This window comes from Aliikangiella coralliicola (assembly GCF_007004725.1).
Lineage (GTDB): Bacteria > Pseudomonadota > Gammaproteobacteria > Enterobacterales > Kangiellaceae > Aliikangiella > Aliikangiella coralliicola.
Window position 1 is genome coordinate 322,064 of record NZ_ML660166.1, and the last position, 21,107, is coordinate 343,170.

Here is a 21,107-nt window from a genome sequence, read left to right on the forward strand (position 1 = left end):
TCACTCCTGGGTTTTATAAAATTAAAAATCTCAATTTTTTTGTTCAGACTCAAATTGAGCCTGAAACATACTGAGCAATTTCTCTTCTTGCTCTGTTAACTTTTTTCGAGCTAGTAAATCAGGGCGACGCAGCCACGTTCGACCCAATCTTTGTTGTAACCGCCAAGACTCAATTACTTGGTGATTACCACTCAATAAAACTTGTGGTACTCGATTACCATCATAAACTTCAGGCCTAGTATAGTGCTGGTGATCTAACAAACCATCAGCAAATGAATCCTGCTCTGCAGATTCTTTATGACCTAATACCTCTGGCACCAAACGAGTAACCGAGTCAATAACCGCCATAGCGGCTAACTCACCGCCACTAAGAACAAAATCTCCCAGTGACAACTCTAAATCGACATGCTTATTCAACAGTCTTTCGTCAATACCTTCATATCGACCAGCCAAGAGAATCAAATGCTCTTCCTGGCTTAATTGACTCACCATCTGATGATCAATTTTCTCTCCTTGAGGAGAGAGATAGATAACTTTTCCCGGGCGATTACCGTCTGGCTGACTAGATTGGGCAAACTCAATTGCCTTTTCCAGCGGTTCAACTTTCATCAGCATCCCCGGCCCGCCACCATAAGGTCTATCGTCAACGGTTCGATGGCGATCAGTGGTAAAGTCTCGAGGATTAATCAAATCCACGGCAACTTTGCCCTTTTTTATCGCTCTACCGACAACACCTGATTCGGTTACCGCGGCAAACATTTCAGGAAATAAGCTAATCGCCGAAAACCTGAGTATTGGGTTAGATGTAGTCATCATCCCAATCAACTTCAATTAAGCGACCTTGGAGATCGACTCTTTTAACAACGTCCCCAAATATATAAGGGATCATTGTTTCCTTAATCTTTTTATCTTGCGCTTGCTCAGGCGGTAACTTCACAACCATCACGTCGTTAGCACCAGTTTCAATGAGATGTGAAACCTGCCCTAAGGCTTTTCCATCAACATCAACAACTTTCAATCCTTCAAGATCACGCCAGTAAAAATCATCTTTACCAAGCGTTTTAAGTTGCGACCGTTCAATCCCAATCTCGGTACCAATCATGGCATGTGCTTGATCTCTATCGTTAACTCCTTCAATCTGGGCAACAATAGTCTTACCTTGAGATCTGCCGCTGAGAAGCTTTACAGACTTCCAGTCTTTCCCCTGTTTAATCAACCAAGGGTTATATTTGACGATATTAAGCCGAGGTTCGGTATGTGAAAATACTTTAACCCAGCCTTTAACGCCATAAACCCCAGTTATTTCACCGATAATAACTGGAGATTCAAACATAATAATTTCTGACTGACTAAATTAAGCAGCGCTGCTTTCTTTTACCAGCTTTTTAACACGATCACTCAACTGAGCGCCTTGACCAATCCAATGATCAACACGTTCTTGGTCAACGCGAATGCGTTCTTCTTGACCAGTAGCAACCGGGTTAAAGAAACCAACACGCTCAATAAATCGACCGTCACGTGCACTACGCTTGTCGGTTACAACCATGTGGTAAAATGGACGTTTCTTTGAACCGCCGCGAGCTAAACGTATGGTTACCATGCGTTAAAATTCCTCTAAATTCTTGACCAATTACTGGGAAATCGACCGTCTGAAAAGACTTAAAATCGCCCCAGTTCACAAAGGACGCGCATTTTATCCTTATTCGCCTCATTTGGGAACCCTTTTTACGCTAAAAAGGCCGGTTAAATACGAAAAAGATAATGTAGGGATTGATTTGATTGTTAGAACTAAATAGAGAAGGGATGGATGTTATTCGCCGTAAGGCAAGCAAATGAGCTGGAAAACTCCAGTACCAGGCTCCCGGAAGAAGCCCTCAACACTTAATTGTTATAAAGTTAATACAAGCGGTTTTACCCCGGTATGAATAGCTCCCCCCAATTCCAGCTTGCCTAAATTACCTTTTTCCTGGAATAACTCCACTCCATTTGAATGAAGGAATCATCAGGGTCTAACGACCCATCGGCGGCATTCCACCGCCAGGCATCATGCCTTGAAGGCCTCGCATCATTTTCATCATGCCGCCCTTGCCTTTCATTTTCTTCATCATTTTTTGCATTTGCTTAAATTGCTTTAATAAACGATTAACGGCCTGCACATCAGTACCAGAACCGTTTGCAATGCGCTTTTTGCGGGAACCTTTGATGATATCTGGGAAAGCCCTCTCTTTGCGAGTCATTGAGTTGATAATGGCTTCCATCTGCACAGTGACTTTATCATTCATCTGATCCTTCGCTGCTTGCGGCACATTTCCCATGCCAGGGAGCTTATCCATCATACTCGTTAATCCGCCCATACTCTTCATTTGAACGAGCTGTTCGCGAAAATCCTCAAGATCGAAACCTTGACCCTTAATTACCTTTTTCGCTAGTTTTTGCGCCTTATCCTTATCAACTTTACGCTCAACTTCTTCGATAAGAGATAACATATCACCCATACCAAGAATTCGAGATACTATTCTTTCAGGATGAAAGGGCTCTAATGCATCTAGTTTTTCACCAACCCCAATAAACTTAATCGGTTTGCCGGTTATATGTCGAATCGAGAGTGCAGCACCGCCACGGGCATCACCATCAGCTTTTGTTAATACTACACCTGTCAGGGGTAACGCTTCATCAAACGCTTTTGCAGTATTTGCTGCATCCTGTCCGGTCATACTATCAACAACAAATAGCGTTTCAACTGGATCAACGGCTTTGTGAAGAAGCTTGATTTCATCCATCATTTCTTCATCAACAGCCAATCGACCAGCAGTATCGAGAATTAACACATCTGCAAAGGCTTTTTTAGCTTCGGCGATAGCTGATTTAGCGATCTCAACCGGTTTTTGCTCAACATTACTTGGGAAAAACTGAGCACCTACTTCGCTTGCAACCTTTTCCAGCTGGTCAATCGCAGCAGGGCGGTAAACGTCTGCACTGACCACCATTACCGATTTCTTTTCTCGCTCAATTAAATAGCGGGCTAGCTTAGCCGTCGATGTAGTTTTACCGGCCCCTTGCAGACCAGCCATCAAAACGACTGCCGGAGGCTTTGCCTTTAACTCCAGCGTTTCATTCGCCGCTCCCATCGCGGTGATCATTTCGTCGTTAACAATTTTGATAAAAGCCTGGCCTGGAGTGAGGCTGGCCTTAACTTCACGTCCAAGCGCTCGGTACTTAATCTTAGTAATAAAATCTTTCACAACTGGAAGCGCAACATCGGCTTCCAACAAAGCCATTCGCACTTCTCGCAAGGTGGCTTTTATGTTGTCTTCAGTAATCCGGCCTTTCCCGCTGACTTTCTTGAGAACTCGATTAAGGCGATCGCTTAAATTGTCAAACATTTAAATTTCCTGAAACCTGTTGGGCAAATCATTTCTATCAATGGCGGCTATTATAGCCAGTTTCTTATTCCTCACAACAGTAATACTAATATTGAGCGTTAACAACCGGCGATATGTCAAATATTTTAGAAAATAAGGTCGTATAGCTCCATATTCGCTTTGAGTATATTCACTTCTCTTCCCAGGGAAATTTTATCTTCATTAAAGGTTTACAGTTTTTAATTGCTAACAGATAATAAAGCCAAGCTTATCAAGGGACTAACAAATTGAGTTTAGTAATTTTAGAGTCAATTGCCGTTATATTATACGTCGGGCTCTTCATCTATTCATGGCAAAAACTTTCCAAAGGGCAAAAATTAAACCCGTATATCAATATTGCGGTTTTGTTTTCCATAGCCTGTCACGGGTATGTTGCGTATTTGCACATTGATGGTGGCGAAGGCCAAAACCTGGGCTTATTTAACATTTTCTGTATGACTACCTGGTTAGCAATGTGCATGGTTGGTTGGAACTTGATAAAACACCAGGCGCAATCCTTATTAGTGGTCACCTTACCTATCGCTGCAATTAGTATCGTTGAAGTTTCCTTATTTGCAGGCTCCTCGCCAATAGCGTTAGGGGGAAAAGCCATTAATCTTCTTCATATTTTCAGCGGCGTCGCGGCAATGAGCATATTATTGCTGGCCGCCCTTCAATCCCTACTGGTGCTTTATCTTGATAGAGGATTACGGATGCACCCGGCTAACATTCATCCATGGTTAGGCCCGCTTCAGGGGATGGAGCGCTATCTCATTCAATTACTAACTATCGGCTTTATTTTGATGTCGATTTCACTAGCATTAGTTGCACTTATTCCGGGAGATTTAACCTCAGGTCAAACATTACACAAAGTTTTATTAACTATCGCTTCCTGGATAATATTAGCGATATTGATGTTTGGACGATATATAAAAGGCTGGCGTGGTGTTTTTGCCGCCAAATGGAGCCTACTAGGTGTATTCTTGCTGCTTTTAGGTTATTTTGGTAGTAAGCTAGTGCTTGAATTCATTCTTAGTCAACCCGTTTGACATTTTAAAACCATCGTTATCAAAAAAGAGTCTTTACCTCATTGGAAAATATCTCAACGACGACCCTCTCGCTGATTCTTGTCGCACTCATTGTACTCTCTGGATTCTTTTCGAGTTCAGAAACAGGTATGATGTCGCTGAATCGATATCGCCTTAAAAACCTGGCTAAAAAAGGAAACAAAGGCGCATTACTTACTCAAAAATTACTCGCCAGACCAGATCGTCTTATCGGCCTGATCCTTATTGGGAATAACTTCGTTAATATCCTTGCGGCATCAATCGCGACAGTGATTTGTGTCAGAATTTGGGGAGATTTAGGCATTGCGATAGCAACACTCGGGCTAACAATCGTTATCCTGATATTCGCAGAGGTGACGCCTAAAACCCTAGCAGCGCTGCATCCAGAAAAAATAGCCTACCCTGCGTCATTTATCCTTACACCTCTATACAAGGTCTGTTTTATATTCGTTTGGGGGTTAAATGCAGTAACCAATGGGCTTCTAAAGCTCGTCGGTGTCAATGTCGAGCACGGGCAAAATGACAACCTCAATTCGGACGAACTAAAAATAATTGTCAGTGATGCCGGGGCACTGATCCCCAAGCGGCACCAAAATATGCTTTTGAGTGTTTTAGATTTAGAAAAAGTCACCGTCGAAGATATTATGATTCCCAGAAACGAGGTAACTGGCGTAGACCTGGAATTACCAATTGATGAAGTAATCAGCCAAATGAGAAACGCCGTCCACACCCGGTTACCCGTTTATCGCGACGAAATTGATAACGTCGAAGGCTTTCTTCACTCGCGTCAAATCATTAAGCTGCTTGCATATGATGATGAAGATCTGACAAAAGAATTGATACTGGAAGCAATTACACCAGTCTATTTCATTCCCGAAGGGACACCGCTTAACACCCAGTTGTTAAATTTCCAACGCAAAAAACTGAGAATCGGCCTGGTTGTTGATGAATATGGCGACATTTTAGGCTTGGCGACGCTGGAAGATATTCTGGAAGAGATTGTCGGAGAGTTCACCACTGATTTTGCAGATACCAGCAAAGACATTCAAAAAGAAAAAGATGGCAGTATTATTATCGACGGCAGCGCTACCATTCGAGATATTAATCGCTCACTAGATTGGACACTACCAACCGATGGACCTAAGACCCTTAACGGATTAATTCTCGAATATATCGAGGCTATTCCCCAGGCTGGAACCGGTATGAGGCTATCTGGCTATCCAATGGAAATCTTGCAAGTCAAATCCAATATGATCAAAAGTGTCAGAGTCTGGCCAGAGTTACATGCCGACCAGACCCTCGACATCGCTTAATAAAAGCCCGTTGATTCTAATAGATCGGCCGTCTAGAAGGATTTTCTTCTAAATAGCGATTTATTCTTGATTAATTAGTTCTCAAAGGTCTATTTTAGTGGTATCTTTCTCTCTAATTGAGATGTAGTTCACAAAAAATATTTTTCAGCTCTGTCAAGGAGGAGAAGTAATGGCTGACAGATTGACGGCTTTTACATTTCGCAACGGCGAAAAAACCACGAGAGAATTTGCTCGCAGCGGCAGATTTTATCATTCCGATGGAAACTGGTTTTTTAAAACTCGAGAAGGCATTAACTATGGACCTTATTCGAGTAGAACCGAGTGCAAATACGCTTATGTTGAGTTTCTGGAAGTTGTTTCCAATAAAAATGAGCTCAGCAGCTTACCTGTCGACTTTGGAGATACTGGCTCTAATTGGAAAGTACCGAAAATAAGCTTTAACTAAGCGAAACTAGTTTTAATCCACTAATTCCATAAAAAAAGCGTGACTTAAAGTCACGCTTTTTTTATTTCTGATTTGAAATTCAGCTCTCTAGAATGAATTCGCGATTAGTAATACAAAGACAAGAATAAGCGAACAACATTGGCATTAAAGCTATAAAATGGCTCAGTACCAGGTTCCGCAGAAACTCGAATATCTCTAAAATTATCATAATCAAACTGGATATGATCGACATATAGATTGAAACTGAACTTATCGAAATTTTCCCAACTCTTTAACGGTTGCTCGTAAGTCACTCCTACACCAATGCTGTTGGTGGTAAAGGCGCTCATTTCTTTATCCCTGGCACGAAAGTTCTGTGCGTCGATTCTTGGGAAAAGGTCACTATAAAAATCTGCTTGATCTTGTTTGTAACTTCGCAATTTAAATTCCAAAGTCCATTCGTCACCTATCGGGTGGGTATAACCGACTTCAGCAGTATTAGCTCCTATTCCCCAGGTATCTGAAAATTGTTTCAACTCTAACTTCAATGCTGCCCGATAAGGTAAATAGTACAATCCACGGATCGCAAACGAATCACTGGTACGAGTGTCTGGATATAATTCATCCTGAAAACTATAACCGGTAGCAACAGACGGGTCGAGGTAACGAACTGATCGATAAGGGTTATTTAGCAATCCCTCATCAGTAATTGTTTCCCAGGATACGTTAATAAGGCTATTTTTTGTCAATATTTGCGATACACCCAAGCGAAAGTGCCGCCTGTCAGTGTCACGAGAAAACTCAGGTTCATCACGTTTTCCGACGGTATCCCAACCTTGTGAGTAACCGATATTGAGCGTTGTCAAATCGCCGAAAAAATCTTGAGAAACATTAAAGTGGGCAGATCTGGCAGAGAAATCATTTTCATCACTTTCCGTGTAATTGAAACTCATGACAGTTTTATCGCGTAAGTAATCAATACCAACGCTCTTTTCTTTTCGCTCTTCGGTATAAGCACTCGCGGTGGTTACCACGTCAATAGAGGCGCTGCTGACATTATCAACATAGTAGTTGGCCGAAATCGACACTGTATCCTTAATCGACTTTCTAACTAAAAATGAAGGTCCCTGAATATCGACACCGCCACCTTCAAAATAGTGGTATAACGCATCAGCCCTGTCTACAGGAAGAACTGCCGCCAATAAACTATTGCAACTTAAATTTAAGCCGAAAAATAAGCTAACAAGAACAACTTTATAAGATAGACAATGCTTGTTAATTTTTTTTATCACTCTCATTGAATTAATTTCACTTGATGATTTTCGGGCTAGTTACAGCCACAGCCTCCACCGGCACTTCCTTCTGCTCCACGAGCCGCTTCACGGGCCTGGTGGACATGATGCAGATAATTATCTGAAACGGGATTTCGTCCGAAAGCCATGATTGGATCGGCCAGATTTTGCCTTTCGTAAGGCTTAACCCAAGGTTCTAAAGAAGAGCAACCTGAAATTACCAAGGTGGTAACTAACAGGATTGCACGAAACCAATCGGCTTTCAATTTGACTACAGTGTTTTCATATTTCACAACAAATCTCTCATGCACAATCCCATTTCAATCTTTGTCTTATGACAGAATTTACTCTCTCATTAACTCTTTGATTTTATTTTTATATTTTTCTTCGTCGCCGGTTTTATATCCAGCATGAACGTACCTGACATTGCCATCTCGATCAATAATCGCAGTGCTAGGCATCGCAGAAACACTATACTGTTCGCTTACTTTGCTCTTTGGGTCAAGTAATATCGGGAACTTGACTGGCGTTCCTCTTAAATAATCAATCGCTTTTTCCGACTTTAAATCGACGTTAACGCCCAGCACGGCAAACCCGAGCGGTTCGTATTTTTTATGGATTTCATCGAGAATGGGCATTTCCTGACGGCAAGGCCCACACCAGGAAGCCCAAAAGTTCAACAATACCACCTGGCCACGAAAGTCAGACAAACGCAAATTTTCGCCGGTTAAACTTTTCAATGTGAAATCTGGTGCCGCGACTTTGTCCGCTGCTGACAAGGTTGAGCAGGCGACTAACATCAAACCCGTTAAAAATGCCTTAAAACCAAATACTGTTCGCTTTTTCATGTTACTTTCCAATTCCTCTAATAGAGCCAATCATCAAATTATAGCCGGGTGCTAGAAAAATATTGTGAAACCAGTTGAGATTTCTAAATCATTTGCCGTCTTTTTGCTTCCCAACAACTCAATGTCATAAAAGTGATCTTTGAGCATGACGTGCATTGAGAACCAATCATTAAACAAGACCTGATAGCCGCCACCAAGCATAACCGTCGAACGAGTATCTCCTGCAAAATCAGTACTTCCCAATCCTGTCAAAATATAAAATGAGCTGGTAAACGCCAAGTCTCTTCCCATAAAACCTTCGCCTGGCAAAATATTAAATCCAAGGGCAACGCTATAATGGGAATATTCTCTTTGTTCATCGGTAAGCAGTACCACGTCACCGCTTAACCGCTCAAAACTGGTTTCGCCGGCCTTAGACTCGCCATAATTCAACGATAGAAAAAAGTCTTCGGTGACATGATAGGCCGCCATAAAACTGGTAATTTCATTAGAGCCGAAATCCTCAATACTAATGACACCGTACTGCAAACCAATTTCCCAATTTTCAGTATCTATCGCATCACGATCAACTTCACGTCGCTCTACCTGCGGATCGAACACTTTCACATTCGAAATACTTTGCTCTTCCTCCGGCTCAGAATCAGCCTCTTGGGCCAACACCAGAGAAGAGTTAATTGTAAGGGCTCCGACTAATAGAGCCCCTAGAAAAATACGCTGAATCCTAATTTCCATTCTTCTACTTCGTCGTTATCGTTTCTACTGGTTAAAATTGTATGCGAGTTGTACTCTGCGCGAATGAAAAACTGTCGAGAAACATATATCTTCGCGCCGATACCGGCATGAACCATTTCATCTTCTCTGTCTTCAGGCAACACCAATGTCGCATTCGGTTTTACTTTAATAATACCTGTGCCAAGCTTAACGTAGGGTGAAACTCGCCACTCAGGGAAAGGTTGGTGCAAAATATTTAAATTTAAAAATTGTATATCTGATACATTACCAAGCGCTTGAGAATAAGCAATTTCTGTCGCGATATTTTCGGTCCAGTTCCAACCTGCATGCAAGGTCATCACTGTCGCTCCACCAAAATCACCTGCTAATACCCCAGTTTCATATCTCCGTGCGATAAATCCTTCTTGATCTGGTTTATCAATTTCGTAATTTTCACCATCGTCAGCCAAAGTCTTTTCTAATTCATCTTCGTGAACCCAGCCTAGCCTTCCTCTTGGAGACTTCACTTTGTACCATTCAGTTTTTTTCTTTATCAATAAGATTTTTTCGCCTTTCTCGACGATATGAAAAACCGGATAGCCTCTGCCCGGCCCAGTATGAAACTCAACAAAAGGATCGACGATTTCGACAGACTGATATTCTTCGTCTTCACTTTCGGCACCATCGTTACTTTTCGCAACGAGCGTGCCACAGCTAATCATCAGAAAAAATATCAAAACGAGTTTGATATCTGATTTAAGTTTATTCAATTTATTTTTGGTCCCTAAATACAGTTGCTCTATTGAATACCAAATTACTGGGGTACGTCAAAGGGATTATTATAGTATTGACCACCAATATCCAGCCATTCCGCGATTAATTTAAGTTCTGCCGGACTTAACCAGCCCTGATGAGAACCTCCAGCATCAAATAGTTGGAAGAAACGTGTATTTGTCACCGCAGAGTTAACATTGAGCGCAGCAGTAACCCCAACGGTATTCATCACGGGAATCGGGTCGCCATTTGCGTCCAGGATGAGATTTCCATCTTCGTCAACTTCAAAAATAGGATTGCCATTTGCATCAGTCGCCGGTACTAACTGATCAATTAAAGCCCCATTCACCAGTTCCTGAGCATTATCGGCAAACATCAATTCACGATAGGAAGTAACATGATCGGGTTCATCAACCGAGGGAGTTCCCACAAGTTCCAGCTGCGCAATTGGTACCTGGATCTGGTCCATTGCGTCGGTTTGACTATGACAGCTGACACAAGTGTTATCTTGAACTAAATTTCCCATGCCATCTAATACCTGACGTGGCAAATCCCAGATCGGTTGAATAGTATCAACATAATTAATTGTAATTCGACAACGTCCGTTCCAACTCGTAACACAGCCTATTGTTGTTGGCGCAGGCGTAGTCAGATCTGCATAAGAATAGGTAAATGAAACATCTGGCGTTCTTACGGCCGGGTCAGTCCAGACATCATCAAAATTGATATTAACGGATAAATCCTGAAAACCATTTATACGGTTGTAAACCTGCGCCATAGTCTCCCCTTCATCGGCAAACAGGGTAGCAACGGTATTTGGAAATGGAGAACCTGTTGTAGGCGCGCCGGCGTTAGCAGAAGCAGCCTGAGCCTCAAGTCGACCGTGCGGTAACACACCGACATCAGTGTGGCAGCCATTACATTGTTTAACTTCTCCCGCTTTCACACTCATCCAGTTTTGATGCCTGCCACCGATTCGGCGGCCGTTAACATCTAAAACACTGATCGCGAAAGCGATATCTGCAGGTACTTTAAACATAGTGGAACCATCAGGTTCTACCGGCGCATATCCAATAATATCTTTCATCAACTGCGCCTGACTTCGACCGAAGGCCGTGTTATCGAGGTCGACTAAATCTTCATCAGGCATCGAAACCGCTTTTACGATTCGAATAAACCGAGCAGGTCTGTCCGCAGCGTCAGCCTGGGCTGGATCGGCCATCGCAGAAATACCGAGTGGGCTGAGATCAAGACCGTCAAAATCGTAAACACTGCGAATGTGAACCACCCCAACATTTTCAGCAACCAGATCCGTATCAGCAGTGAGTGCTGTATCAACGAATACTGCAGGTAGTTCTCTCGGCCCCATCGCAACCACTTCATTGATCACCTGCCCTTCTACTGCGGTGACAATCGGCAACTGAGTTCCATCGGCAGGATTATAAATCCACACGCCGTAAAGCGGTTGCGCTTCGACAACACCGCCTTGGGCTATGGCTTCATCTGTGCAGGGAACAATAATAGGATTATTATCAGCGTCTACTGAATCGAGTCGGCAAGGAGTCCAACTCACTAACAGTCTCTGGCTACCATCGTATAACGGAAATACGGTCGAGAATCTTCCGCCACTAGAAGGCTCATCATCTGTGCGTACTTCAAACGGCGTTGCGCTCACCTGACCAGGGCCGGCTGCTCCTGCTGCCTGAGCTGTCGTCTGGTTAATATCAATAAAGTTTTCCCAGTCAATATAGGCTAGCTCTCCACCTAGTCGGCGGCTGGTATTGGGTTTCAAATGCACTAATATGCGGCCATCTTCCACCTGTCTTGCCGACGAGAATTCAACAGCACCACCGTCGGTACCAGTGTTATGGCTTTCCATTCCGTATAAAATTTCTAAACCGGTCCCATCTGGGTTGACTTGATATAAATTAATCACGTCTCGACCATAATTATCCCAGCGACTAAATACAATTTTTCCGTTGGTCAAAACAGTTGGATCGGTATCATGGCTTTGATTAAAAGTAATCTGTTTTATTTCACTACCATCATCATTCATGACATGAAGCGATAACGCCTCAACATTTCGATCTTCATCTAGCGCGGCAAATTGAGGCTTGCCCTCATCCAATAAAACTGCCTTCGCCAATCTTTGTCTGGTGGATGCGAAAACAATTTTCCCATCTGGTAAAAAATGAGGTGCGACATCATCACCTGCCTCGGCAGTAATATCTGATGCAATAATTCTTCTTAGTACCTGGGTCGTACGATCATATTCCCAAATATTCCATTTGGGTTGTTCATCTTCATCAGCACCTTCAATTTCTGGAGCTCTCATCGCGAATACAAGCTTATTCCCATCGTGAGAAACGTCGACATCTCTAACATCGTATAAAGCGCCTTCTTCAAATGCCTGAGCGGTGATATTAGTTTCTGCCGCACTTGGAGTGGCCCGGTCTCTTATAAATAATGCTGCGCCAGCATTAAATGCGATTGGTTCTCTTAAGTTTTCTTCTACAGGCGTTTCGTTATTGTTGTCATCGACTTCCACTGGCAGAGGACGTTTAATATAGGCAATTGGAAAATCAATGACGACTGGGTCAGGTTCTTGTCCTGTTTGTTGCACACTAGAGCCGCCGCCAGTACAACCGGCAAGCATTGCCATTGTTAAAATCGCCGATATACTAAAATAAGATTTTTTCATTAATGATCTCGTCGCTAAACACAGCATATTTGTTGATTAGACCTGGTTGATTAGACTAGCAAAAATTCATACGGCTCTCATTGTTATCAGCAAAGATTTTCGCACCGACAACAGCAAACAGTATGAAAGGGCTATTTCTCCCATTGAACGGTATTATCCACTATTTGCGATTTGATTTCTGTGCGAAGATTCACGGAAAAATGAAGTTGAATTGGCTAAACTATCTCGTAATGATAAAGGGGTCAATTAAGTAAAATAACGACAATATTGCCTCTTTTCCGTTCCAAACACCTACCGGTGTTCCATAGAAAGGCACTCGTTATGACTATAGGTAACTTTACCCCCCAAAGAAGTAAGCTCACCTGTTTTATCGTCGGCATGATAACGGTTTTTTCGCTTTCTGCTAGTGCAGGCCCTCGCGAACAAGCAAAACGAATCCACGACAGGATCGCAGGCATACCACCAACAGAAGCTGTTTTAACTAGTATGCAAGCAGATATTCAATCAGGAGATGCTGTCGCGGCAGCTTACAAGGCAATGGATAATGATGCCTTTTATAGTGTTACACTCAAAAACTGGGTAACTCCCTGGACCAATGAGCCTGAAACAGTCTTTGCACCACTAAATGATTATACCGCGACTGTTATTGGCATGATTAGAGATGATGTAGATATTAGACAAATGTTGTTTGGTGACATTATCTACACTGGTCAATCTGCAGGTCTTCCTGCTTATTCAGCCACGAATAATGACCACTATGAACAAATGGAGTCACAAGCCCTGCCGCTTGGCACTGTGTTACAACAGGCTACGCAATCAAGCGTTACCGGTATTGAAGCGCAAGCCACCGCCGGCGTATTAACAACGCGAGCGGCGGCGAAAGCATTTTTAATTGATGGAACCAATCGCGCAATATTTCGATTTACCTTAATCAACCATTTTTGTGGTGATCTAGAACCTCTGAAAGATATCGAACGTGCAGCAGACCGAATCAGGCAAGATGTATCACGTAGCCCCGGTGGCGACAGCAGAATCTTTATGAACTCTTGCTACGGCTGCCATTCAGGAATGGATCCGATGATTCAATCCTTTGCTTATTATGATTATGTTTATGACGTCGACTCAGACCCGGATGGCGAAAGCGGCCGATTAGTCTACAACGGCGAAGGCCAACTCGATGCGGAAACAGGTACTCGCGTTGTTTCCAAGTACCACAACAATAAATTTAACTTCCCTCCCGGATATGTCACTGAAGATGACAGTTGGGTTAACTATTGGCGTAAAGGTCCAAATCAGCTGATTGGTTGGGATCCAGCATTGCCCGGTAGCGGAAATGGTGCAAAATCAATGGGACAAGAACTGGCCCACAGCGAAAAGTTTGCCAGATGTCAGGTTGAAAAAGTATTCGAAAATGTTTGCTTAAGACCACCGGGAAATAGCGCCGATAGAACTCAGGTCGATACCATGATTGCTTCACTAAAAGCGAATGGCTATCAATTAAAGCGAACTTTCGCAGAATCAGCCGTTTATTGTATGGGAGAATAAATGATGAATTTAAAGCAAACCTTATTCTCTCAAAAACGACAGCCGACTCAACTGATGTCCGCACTGTCAATTGTTGAAAAATTTAAGAGTAGCCAGAAAATGCTCAGACTTTCGTTTGGCGCAGCACTCATTTCAGTTTTAGCGGCATGTTCAGGCGGCGGCGCAGATGTTGAAGAGAACCCAGTAGTCGCACCGCCTCCCAGCTCAAACTATAGCGGACCACCACCTCAAACAGACGATGTACAAGCTTTTAAACTCAATGTTTGGGATAACTTGTCTCCTTCAAATCGCTGTGGCGAATGTCATGGAAACGGCCAGGCCCCGGAATTTGTTAATTTATCTGATATTAATATCGCCTACGCTGAAGCGAATAAAATAGTTGATTTAGAACGACCATCAGAGTCCCGAATGGTATCCAAAGTGGCCGGCGGGCATAACTGTTGGTTAACTAGTGATGCGGCCTGTGCCGATACCATTACCAGCTATATCACAGCCTGGGCTGGCGACGCTGCAGGCGGCGGAACCACCATTGAACTGGTAGCTCCGACTATTCGAGATCCAGGTGATAGCCGTTCGTTTCCAGAATCTTCAGCGCTTTTTGGAACCACAGTTTATCCATTGTTGAGCCAGTACTGCGCAGGTTGTCACAACGAAAACTCTGCTAATCCTATTTCACCGTTTTTCGCAAACGATGATATCGACTCTGCTTACGCCGCGGCGAAAGCTCGAATCAATTTGGATACACCTGAAAACTCACGTTTTGTTATTCGACTGCGTAATGAATTCCATAACTGCTGGAGTGACTGCGGCGCTAACTCAACTGAGATGGAAGACGCAATTCGTTCATTTGCAAATCAAATCCCGCTCACTCAAGTTGATCCTAACTTGTTGGCCAGTAAATCTTTATTCTTGACCGATGGGATTGTTGCTAGCGGCGGTGGACGTCACGACACCAATGTTATTGCCCTCTGGAATTTCAAAACGGGTCAAGGTGATACGGCTTTTGACACCAGTGGTATAGAACCAGCGATCAATCTCACCCTAAGTGGTAGCTACAACTGGGTCGGTGGCTGGGGTATCCAGATTATCGACGGTAAAGCGCAAGGCTCGACCAGCAATAGTAAAAAACTACATGATTTGATTACAGCAACCGGTGAATACTCAATTGAAGCCTGGGTTGCCCCTGGTAATGTCACCCAAGAAGGTCCAGCAGGTATCGTTAGTTACTCGGCAGGAACGACAGCGAGAAACTTTACCCTTGGTCAAACGCTGTATAACTATGAATTCCTTAATCGCTCAAGCGAAACAGACGCAAATGGGGAAGCTTCATTAGCAACACCAGATGCTGACGAAATTGTACAAACGGCATTACAGCATGTTGTTGCCACTTTCTCTCCTACTGAAGGTAGAAAACTTTTTGTTAACGGAGAATTGGTCGCTCAGGAGCAAGTAGAAACCGGTGGCACGCTCAATGACTGGGATGACACTTTCGCGGTGGTCATGGGTAATGAAGTATCAAGTGACCGACTGTGGCAAGGAACTCTACGAATGGTTGCTATCCATAATAGAACACTGACGCCAGAACAGATTGTGCAAAATTTTGATGTAGGTGTCGGTGAGAAGTTCTTCATGTTGTTCAGTATCTCTCATCTGATCAATTTGGAAGAGTCCTATGTTGTGTATGAAGTTAGCCAATGGGATAGCTATGGATACTTGTTCGACAAACCATTCTTTATCAACCTTAACGACCAGAATATTCCTGACAACATTGATATTGAAAAAATTCGTGTTGCGGTTAACGGTAAAGAAGTTAAAAACGGCCAAGCTTATAAGAATCTGAATGTTAATCTGAATACGACGGATTACAGCACAGAAACCGGACAAACTATGTCTCGACTGGGCACGGTAATAGCATTGGAAAAAGGTCCTACAGCCGACGAGTTCTTCCTGACTTTCGAAAAAATCGGAACAGCGGAAAACGCGTTTGTTGAACCTCCGGCTCCAACGCCTGCAACACCGACAGATTTACCAGAAAGACCTGAAATTGGCATAAGAGACTTCTTTGAAATTCACGCTTCAATGTCAAAAGCGACGGGGATCAGTATGGCTCAAACAGATGTTGCACAAACCTATGAGCGTGTTAAGCAACAACTTCCAACGCTGACTGATATTGACTTCTTTACTTCAGCGCAACAGATGGGGGTTACTCAGCTAGCAATCGAATACTGTAATGCACTGGTTGAAGACAATACCGCAAGAGCAGCTTATTTTAGCGGCTTTAATTTTAGCTCGGCAGCCAATGTAGCGTTTGACTCTCAGGCAAAACGCGATCTGATTTACGACCCATTGATTACCAATATTATGGGCAGTAATCTGTCGACACAGCCTGCAGTTGTCGATGTTAAAACAGAGTTAGGTAGCCTGACTGATACTTTAACTTCCTGTGGAGCAGGTTGTTCAGCGGACCGAACGGAAATCGTAGTAAAAGCAGTATGCGCAACCGCCTTAGGCAGCGCAGCAATGTTAGTTCAATAACGGGAGCATGAACATGAAGAAATTGACTAAAGAGCAACTATTAAATGCGCCCTTATTGCACAATTCGCATAAACGACCAACCACTCGTAGAGACTTTATCTCTCAAGGTTTTATGGCTGGTACTGCGAGCGTAATGGGACCTTCAATTCTGGGTCTGTTCGCCAATCCGCAAAAGGCTCACGCGACCTTGTCTCCAGATATTGAAGCACTTAAAAGTGCCTGTGGAATTGCGGTACAGGGCGCGGGTAAAATCCCTTTTATCTGTTTTGACCTGGCCGGCGGCGCGAATGTTGCCGGCTCAAATGTGCTGATTGGCGGTCGTGGCGGCCAGCTGGACTTTATATCTTCAGCGGGTTACAGCAGACAAGGATTACCGGGAGATATGATTCCTTCGGTGATGAATCCCCAAACTGGATTATCTGACTTTATTAATTCTGATTATGGTTTGTCATTTCATACCGATAGTGCTTTTTTACGTGGAATTCAGGACAAAACCACAGCAACAACTGCTGCAAATACAAACGGTGCTGTAATACCGGCACGTTCTGACAATGACACTGGAAACAACCCACACAATCCAATGTATGGGATCAACAGAGCAGGTGCGGATGGCTCGCTACTCACTTTAATTGGATCGAGAAACAGTGATTCCGGCGGTAACTCCATGTCACCAAATAACATGATTGATCTGTCTGTTCGACCGACCAAAGTTGATCGACCGAGCGACGTAACAGGCCTGGTTGATGTTGGCGACTTAGTCGGACTACTTAGCCAGGATGATGCTGTTTCGGTCATGGAGTCGATATACCGAATTTCAGACAATAAAATGGACCAGGTAAATACCAATGTCAGTTCCGACGCGGTAATCAAAGAAATGGTTCGCTGCGGTTATGTTAAAAGTGCTGACCTGGCTGACAGATTTGGTGACCCATCGACTCTCGACCCAGCGTTAGACCCTGATATTGTCGGCCCGACGGGTATCTTTACACAAGCTGAATTTGACTCAGATAGCGAATTTAGAAAAACTGCCTCTGTCATGAAAATGGTTATTAACGGCTTTTCAGGTGCAGGAACAATCACCATGGGTGGTTATGATTATCACGGTCAAGGCCGTTCAACCGGCGAAGTGCGAGATTTCCGCGCTGGTCGTTGTATGGGAGCTTGCCTGGAGTACGCAGCGAAGGTCGGCGTTCCATTGATGATGTACGTTTTTAGTGATGGCTCAGTCAGCGCCAACGGCGTTGTTGATGACTCTGTAGAAGGTCGTGGCAAGTTTATGTGGCAGAGTGATAACTCCTCTACTGCTGGCTCATTCTTTATGGTTTATAACCCTGACGGACGTGCAAACTTGATTGGTGCGACACCAGAAGAACAAGCCATACATCAGCAAATTGGTTACATGCGCTCTGACGGTTCGACTGAGACGGCATCTTCCCCGGCGGCTAACAACCCTAACTTGCTGGTAGAAACAATTATTCTCAACTACATGGCACTACATGGTGAGCAGAATAATTTCGCTAACCTGTTCCCTAATCATGGTCTTGGTAATTCCGCATTAATTGACAGCATGACGGCTTTCGAGCCGATTGTTAACGGAACCATTGGAAGTTAACTTTTCAGGCGGTTAATATGGAGTCATTGAACCGCCGACCAAAAGATTAATACTCAGGAATGGACTACACAGAAACTATCGATAAGGCTTTGAGCTGGTTAAGAGAACTTGAACTGGACAAAGCCTTAACGCTTTTCTATCAATTGTTAGAAGAACACCCTAAAGACCTCGAACTAATTCAGAGAATTTATCCGCTAGAGATCAAGCGCCCAAACTCCTCTGGCTATCAAAAAATCTGCCAGCATATTTTTTCCATTCAATCTAATAAACCAGAATTACAATCATTAATTGTTAATACCTATTGCGATTACTCGAAACTCAGACAAGAGCCGCCGCCATTAAATAAAACTCAGTTGTTTAACTTATTTATACAATTAGGCAACTCGCACTTACTCGATGAAACTGAACGCTTAAGGGATAGAATTAAAAAGGAGTTTGCCGATGACAAAATTACGCCTGAAATACTTCAATTAGGCTGCGAACAACTTATCCGTCAAAATAAATTAATTCAGGTGAGAGACGAGCTCAAATATATAATCGCTTATTATGCAGAAACAGAGTCCGGCCGTTGGGCGCTGAATATGCGCAAACAAATCGAAGCTCAAATCATTCGTTAGTTTTATCAGATTGCCGGTATTGATAAAGTTTTAGTATCGGAAAAACTGGTACTGGTAAACTTCAGACATTAATTAAAGTGCGTTATCAGAAACTAAGTTTGATCTAGAAACCGTTGGTAATTTTCCGCTTGCTCCGACCAATCCTGGTCCAGACTTCGACGCATAATAATGCTCAACTTTTCGCGAGCCTCATCGGCCCGGTTGGCAAACTCTGCCAAAAGCTGTGAATGCACCAAGTATAAGCTCTCCCAGTTTTCAGGCATTTTATTGTTTTCAAGAAATGCGTCAATTAAACTTAGCGCTATTTTAAATTGACTTTTATTTTTCATTTCCCCACAGATTGCTGCAACAACTTTAGCTTTCTCAGGTATAAACTGGATAGATTTTGATTGTAGCTTTTGGTAAAAGTCAGCGGCGTGTTTTTGCTTACCCGCTTGAACTAACTGGGTAAAATAGCTTTGCGCTATTTTATCAAGAAATTGCGGTTTTTCTTGAATGGCATAAAGCAAAATCAGTTTTTCATTCGCCTTATAGTCCAGAGAATGATTATTAATTCTGTCTAACAATATCTTTTGCGCATCTTCAAAGCGTCCTTCTTGCACAAAAATGTTGACCTCCGACATATCATCCGGTTTCAAGTCTGGCGTTATGTCGTGAAGTACCTGACGATTAATAGAAAAACTTAACTCCTGATGATATTGAAACACAAGATAACCCGCCATCACAAAAACAGTCACCGTCAAATATAAAATCAGCGAATTCACCAACATCGATGCTAAAAAAGACGGGGACGTCAAAGCAATTTGATATGACTCAATAGAAAGTCCAACAACGCCAAAGATTATTCCGTAAAGTAAAAAATAGGCACCACCGAAAAGTTTAATAATATAAATTACTTTCGCCGGGTTAAACATTTCCAGCATCGATTTTTCCATCATCAAAATAATAAATGAAGCAGGTGTTCCCAGTATTAAAAAAGCGCCGAGTAAAATCCCAAAAACAGGGCTAAACGCATACAACTTTGCGACCACAAGCACACATAAAACATAGGCCACCAGCAATTTTAAAAATAACGCGTCGCTTTTCAAATTAAAAATCTGGGTCACTTTCGCCCTCACCGACTCGCCACTTGCAACCTGCTCCATAGATTTAAGCAAAAACTCAATCAGCGGCATGGTAAAAAGCAAAAATAAAATCGCACCAACTTTTCCGGTCGGTAATAATGAAAAAATAAAAGCGAAAATAATGATAAAAAGTAACGGGGCCGTCGTTAGCGGAATACTTAAAATAGCAGCAAGATTTTGCCAGAAGGGCTTAATGGTATTGGCGATACTTAATGAGCGAAGGCTGCGCCGGCATAAAACACACTTAGGGAAATAGTTTTCTTCATCTTTTGGCGTACAGGTATTACAAAAAGCAGTATCACAATTGGCACAAAACCAACTTGCTTTCTGTTTAGGATGGTACTTACAATAATCGGTCATCTAGTCTCTGGTTGCCCTATTCCCATTAATTGGCAAAAAAATCGACAAAGCTCTATCAGCTCCAGATCAACTTATCGCCACAGGTTTCTTGCATTTTTTTTAAATAAGCTTCATGTGCTTCCAGTTCACTTGATGTCGCCGACAAAACCTTAAACTGCTGTCTATTTTCAGGCAGTCGACGAATTCCGTCTTCGTCTCTATTCGCACTCAAATAATCTTGTTTTTGTGTAAGCGTTAAATCAGTTTGTCCCCCTGTCATTGAGAGGTAAACTTCGGCTAGAATCTCAGAGTCAAGTAGTGCGCCATGAAGATCTCGATGAGAATTATCAATAAAGTATCTTTTACATAGCGCGTCGAGGCTGTTCTTCTGCCCGGGATGCATCTGCCTGGCAAGCACTAACGTATCCAGAACAGTACAATAATCTTCTAATTGACCAAGCGGTGACGTTAAAAGTTTTAATTCATGGTTTAAGAATCCAACGTCAAACGGTGCGTTGTGAATTACCAATTCAGAATCTTTTACGTAGTTAATAAAGTCTTGAGCTATGTCCTCAAAAAATGGCTTATCTGCCAAAAATTCATTGGTAATTCCGTGGACTTCCATCGCACCATCATCAACTTCCCGCCGAGGGTTAATGTACACGTGGAAATGGTTTCCGGTGAGTCGCCGATTGACCATTTCAACACAGCCAATTTCGATGATACGGTGTCCGCGAGTTGGCTCTAAACCGGTTGTTTCAGTATCTAGTACAATTTGCCGCATACTTTTTTAATTCCGAGTAA

At 42.9% G+C, this 21,107-nt stretch carries 19 protein-coding genes; 7 read left to right on the forward strand and 12 right to left on the reverse strand.

The window, feature by feature from the left end:
• Positions 1–30: 30 nt before the first annotated feature.
• The 4 genes from trmD to ffh all read right to left on the reverse strand — a co-directional run bounded on the left by trmD (position 31) and on the right by ffh (position 3,383).
• Positions 31–816: a tRNA (guanosine(37)-N1)-methyltransferase TrmD gene (trmD, locus tag FLL46_RS16850; RefSeq protein ID WP_246119339.1), complete on the reverse strand. Its 786-nt coding sequence runs from the start codon at positions 814–816 to the stop codon at positions 31–33.
• Complete coding sequence (gene rimM / locus FLL46_RS16855; RefSeq protein ID WP_142932496.1) at positions 800–1,333, reverse strand: ribosome maturation factor RimM; 534 nt, start codon at positions 1,331–1,333, stop codon at positions 800–802. The genes trmD and rimM overlap by 17 nt, the downstream gene beginning before the upstream one ends.
• A gap of 21 nt (positions 1,334–1,354) precedes the next feature.
• The gene (rpsP, locus tag FLL46_RS16860) at positions 1,355–1,600 is read right to left on the reverse strand and encodes a 30S ribosomal protein S16 (protein WP_142932497.1); all 246 of its coding nucleotides are present in this window, start codon (positions 1,598–1,600) and stop codon (positions 1,355–1,357) included.
• 409 nt (positions 1,601–2,009) lie between these two features.
• Positions 2,010–3,383, reverse strand: a complete 1,374-nt coding sequence (ffh, locus tag FLL46_RS16865; protein WP_142932498.1) for a signal recognition particle protein — start codon at positions 3,381–3,383, stop codon at positions 2,010–2,012.
• A gap of 266 nt (positions 3,384–3,649) precedes the next feature.
• Between ffh and FLL46_RS16870 the strand changes: the two genes are divergently transcribed.
• From FLL46_RS16870 to FLL46_RS16880, 3 genes are all read left to right on the forward strand, one after another.
• On the forward strand, positions 3,650–4,450 hold the full coding sequence (locus tag FLL46_RS16870) for a cytochrome C assembly family protein (RefSeq protein WP_142932499.1): 801 nt from the start codon (positions 3,650–3,652) through the stop codon (positions 4,448–4,450).
• 41 nt (positions 4,451–4,491) lie between these two features.
• Positions 4,492–5,781: an HlyC/CorC family transporter gene (locus tag FLL46_RS16875; RefSeq protein WP_142932500.1), complete on the forward strand. Its 1,290-nt coding sequence runs from the start codon at positions 4,492–4,494 to the stop codon at positions 5,779–5,781.
• A 169-nt stretch (positions 5,782–5,950) separates the two neighbouring features.
• The gene (locus FLL46_RS16880) at positions 5,951–6,226 is read left to right on the forward strand and encodes a DUF6316 family protein (protein ID WP_142932501.1); all 276 of its coding nucleotides are present in this window, start codon (positions 5,951–5,953) and stop codon (positions 6,224–6,226) included.
• A 104-nt stretch (positions 6,227–6,330) separates the two neighbouring features.
• Here FLL46_RS16880 and FLL46_RS16885 read toward each other — a convergent pair whose 3' ends face one another.
• From FLL46_RS16885 to FLL46_RS16910, 6 genes are read right to left on the reverse strand one after another with little or no spacing between them, the layout of a single operon-like run.
• Positions 6,331–7,503, reverse strand: a complete 1,173-nt coding sequence (locus tag FLL46_RS16885; protein WP_142932502.1) for a DUF3570 domain-containing protein — start codon at positions 7,501–7,503, stop codon at positions 6,331–6,333.
• A gap of 29 nt (positions 7,504–7,532) precedes the next feature.
• Positions 7,533–7,790 (reverse strand): DUF4266 domain-containing protein, encoded by a 258-nt coding sequence (locus tag FLL46_RS16890; RefSeq protein ID WP_246119340.1) that lies wholly within the window; start codon positions 7,788–7,790, stop codon positions 7,533–7,535.
• Positions 7,791–7,841: 51 nt separating this feature from the next.
• Positions 7,842–8,345 (reverse strand): TlpA family protein disulfide reductase, encoded by a 504-nt coding sequence (locus tag FLL46_RS16895; protein ID WP_142932503.1) that lies wholly within the window; start codon positions 8,343–8,345, stop codon positions 7,842–7,844.
• A 51-nt stretch (positions 8,346–8,396) separates the two neighbouring features.
• On the reverse strand, positions 8,397–9,077 hold the full coding sequence (locus FLL46_RS16900) for an outer membrane beta-barrel domain-containing protein (RefSeq protein ID WP_142932504.1): 681 nt from the start codon (positions 9,075–9,077) through the stop codon (positions 8,397–8,399).
• A complete protein-coding gene (locus FLL46_RS16905) occupies positions 9,047–9,826 on the reverse strand; it encodes an outer membrane beta-barrel protein (RefSeq protein WP_142932505.1) in 780 nt (259 codons plus the stop codon). Before FLL46_RS16905 ends, FLL46_RS16900 begins: the two co-directional genes overlap by 31 nt.
• A 44-nt stretch (positions 9,827–9,870) precedes the next feature.
• Positions 9,871–12,531: an HzsA-related protein gene (locus tag FLL46_RS16910; RefSeq protein WP_210418733.1), complete on the reverse strand. Its 2,661-nt coding sequence runs from the start codon at positions 12,529–12,531 to the stop codon at positions 9,871–9,873.
• 321 nt (positions 12,532–12,852) lie between these two features.
• Between FLL46_RS16910 and FLL46_RS16915 the strand changes: the two genes are divergently transcribed.
• From FLL46_RS16915 to FLL46_RS16930, 4 genes are read left to right on the forward strand one after another with little or no spacing between them, the layout of a single operon-like run.
• Positions 12,853–14,076 (forward strand): hypothetical protein, encoded by a 1,224-nt coding sequence (locus FLL46_RS16915; protein WP_142932506.1) that lies wholly within the window; start codon positions 12,853–12,855, stop codon positions 14,074–14,076.
• Positions 14,077–16,611: a LamG domain-containing protein gene (locus FLL46_RS16920; RefSeq protein ID WP_246119341.1), complete on the forward strand. Its 2,535-nt coding sequence runs from the start codon at positions 14,077–14,079 to the stop codon at positions 16,609–16,611.
• A 13-nt stretch (positions 16,612–16,624) separates the two neighbouring features.
• On the forward strand, positions 16,625–18,223 hold the full coding sequence (locus FLL46_RS16925; RefSeq protein WP_142932507.1) for a general secretion pathway protein GspF: 1,599 nt from the start codon (positions 16,625–16,627) through the stop codon (positions 18,221–18,223).
• Positions 18,224–18,282: 59 nt separating this feature from the next.
• Positions 18,283–18,840: a hypothetical protein gene (locus tag FLL46_RS16930; protein ID WP_142932508.1), complete on the forward strand. Its 558-nt coding sequence runs from the start codon at positions 18,283–18,285 to the stop codon at positions 18,838–18,840.
• A 92-nt stretch (positions 18,841–18,932) separates the two neighbouring features.
• Here the strand turns inward: FLL46_RS16930 and FLL46_RS16935 are convergent, their stop codons facing one another.
• The gene (locus FLL46_RS16935; RefSeq protein WP_142932509.1) at positions 18,933–20,324 is read right to left on the reverse strand and encodes a hypothetical protein; all 1,392 of its coding nucleotides are present in this window, start codon (positions 20,322–20,324) and stop codon (positions 18,933–18,935) included.
• Between the two features lie 55 nt (positions 20,325–20,379).
• Entirely contained in the window at positions 20,380–21,087 is a 708-nt protein-coding gene (gene dnaQ / locus FLL46_RS16940) for a DNA polymerase III subunit epsilon (RefSeq protein WP_142932510.1), read from the reverse strand.
• Between the last annotated feature and the right edge of the window lie 20 nt (positions 21,088–21,107).

Coding starts and splice junctions, on each gene's coding strand:
- trmD (WP_246119339.1), bottom strand. CDS start 816: ATGATGACTACATCTAACCCAATACTCAGGTTTTCGGCGATTAGCTTA.
- rimM (WP_142932496.1), bottom strand. CDS start 1,333: ATGTTTGAATCTCCAGTTATTATCGGTGAAATAACTGGGGTTTATGGC.
- rpsP (WP_142932497.1), bottom strand. CDS start 1,600: ATGGTAACCATACGTTTAGCTCGCGGCGGTTCAAAGAAACGTCCATTT.
- ffh (WP_142932498.1), bottom strand. CDS start 3,383: ATGTTTGACAATTTAAGCGATCGCCTTAATCGAGTTCTCAAGAAAGTC.
- FLL46_RS16880 (WP_142932501.1), top strand. CDS start 5,951: ATGGCTGACAGATTGACGGCTTTTACATTTCGCAACGGCGAAAAAACC.
- FLL46_RS16885 (WP_142932502.1), bottom strand. CDS start 7,503: ATGAGAGTGATAAAAAAAATTAACAAGCATTGTCTATCTTATAAAGTT.
- FLL46_RS16895 (WP_142932503.1), bottom strand. CDS start 8,345: ATGAAAAAGCGAACAGTATTTGGTTTTAAGGCATTTTTAACGGGTTTG.
- FLL46_RS16900 (WP_142932504.1), bottom strand. CDS start 9,077: ATGGAAATTAGGATTCAGCGTATTTTTCTAGGGGCTCTATTAGTCGGA.
- FLL46_RS16910 (WP_210418733.1), bottom strand. CDS start 12,531: ATGAAAAAATCTTATTTTAGTATATCGGCGATTTTAACAATGGCAATG.
- FLL46_RS16915 (WP_142932506.1), top strand. CDS start 12,853: ATGACTATAGGTAACTTTACCCCCCAAAGAAGTAAGCTCACCTGTTTT.
- FLL46_RS16920 (WP_246119341.1), top strand. CDS start 14,077: ATGATGAATTTAAAGCAAACCTTATTCTCTCAAAAACGACAGCCGACT.
- FLL46_RS16925 (WP_142932507.1), top strand. CDS start 16,625: ATGAAGAAATTGACTAAAGAGCAACTATTAAATGCGCCCTTATTGCAC.
- FLL46_RS16930 (WP_142932508.1), top strand. CDS start 18,283: ATGGACTACACAGAAACTATCGATAAGGCTTTGAGCTGGTTAAGAGAA.
- FLL46_RS16935 (WP_142932509.1), bottom strand. CDS start 20,324: ATGACCGATTATTGTAAGTACCATCCTAAACAGAAAGCAAGTTGGTTT.
- dnaQ (WP_142932510.1), bottom strand. CDS start 21,087: ATGCGGCAAATTGTACTAGATACTGAAACAACCGGTTTAGAGCCAACT.